The organism is Staphylococcus sp. GDX8P54P (assembly GCF_017893165.1).
Taxonomy (GTDB): Bacteria; Bacillota; Bacilli; order Staphylococcales; family Staphylococcaceae; genus Staphylococcus; species Staphylococcus borealis.
On sequence record NZ_JAESMM010000044.1, the window covers coordinates 1 to 1,364 of the forward strand.

The window sequence follows — 1,364 nt, forward strand, 5'->3', positions numbered from 1 at the left end:
TTTTGAGCCTTTGTTTCGAAAGTTACTACAAGAATAATAGCGTATTCGCTTCTTGGTACCATCTTTCAATGTGTTCGTTGTGTTACTCGCTGCCATAGGTGCTCCGCATTCTGGGCAGTGAATAATACCTGTTAATAGATTGGTTCCTTTCCCATGAACTTGAGGTTTTTGACTGACCTGTTTCTTACGTGCTTGCACTTTATCCCATAATTCTTGACTAATAATAGGAGGGTGTTTACCATCAGCTATAATAGGTTTATCATTCAGTCCTTTACGACGCTTTTCATTCCAATCTTTATATTTCGCAAATTGTATTTTACCAATGTAAAAAGGATTGGAAAGGATATATGCTATAGCTGATGTACTGAATGGATTACCTTTCTTTGTTACATAACCTTTATGATTAAGTGCATTAGCCATTTTACGATATCCATGACCTTTAGCATATGACTCAAATATATATTTGACGATATTCGCTTCATGCTGGTTTATCATGAGTTCATGCTTACTATCCGGTATTTTATCATATCCTAGTGGTAAATTCCCTTGATAATAGCCTTCTTGAGCACGTCGGGTTTGACCCATAAATACGTTCTCGACAATATTGTTTCTTTCAAATTCAGAAAAGCTTGCGAGTATTTGTAACATAAGTTTACCACTGCTCGTATTAACTTCCATGCGTTCAGATAGACTGAAAAATTCGACGTTTTGTTTATGCAAATCCTCGACAATTTTGAGCAAGTCTGATGTATTACGTGCTAGCCGGTTTGTTTTGTACACCATAACAGAATCGATCTGGCCTTCGTTCGCATCTTTTAACAAACGTTGTAGTTCTGGTCGGTTCATAGATTTTCCAGAAATACCTCTATCCGCGTATACATCTACAACAATAAAGTTATTGAAATCACAATATTCTCGAATTTGATTGATTTGTCCATCGATACTATAGCCTTCAGTACTTTGGATTTCCGTTGATACACGAACATAGATACCGACACGTTTTTGTTTGAGTTGTTGCATGATTTTTTCATCCTTTCTTGTTAGACAATCGATGATTGCGAGGTTTGGTTCACAATGTTCAATGGTTCATTTTTGAAATAAATCCCAACAAGGGCTTTGTTTTTAGTAATGTGAATTTCATCAATATAGGGGTACAACATGTTTAGCGTGAAACGTTGTTGAATGATGTTTTGGAAAGCTTTTCGAATTTGATACGCACTGATTGATGATATAGGTTTTGATTGTTGATGTAATGATTGCGTTTGTTCTCTGAACGTTTCTGCATCAATTTTGCCTTGGGCTAATTTTTCTATCAGCTGCTCGTGATTGAGTGTAGTTTTAGTTTCTACATCTCTTTGTCTTTT

1 protein-coding gene and 1 pseudogene are annotated in these 1,364 nt (G+C 35.9%); both read right to left on the reverse strand.

The genetic code is table 11. The features are described 5' to 3' along the window. A partial coding sequence (locus tag KA909_RS11650; protein WP_210130249.1) for a recombinase family protein occupies nt 1–1,020 on the reverse strand: 1,020 nt, incomplete at its 3' end. Between the two features lie 20 nt (nt 1,021–1,040). Then, nucleotides 1,041–1,364: pseudogene (locus KA909_RS11655) on the reverse strand (cassette chromosome recombinase CcrA); the annotation flags it as partial.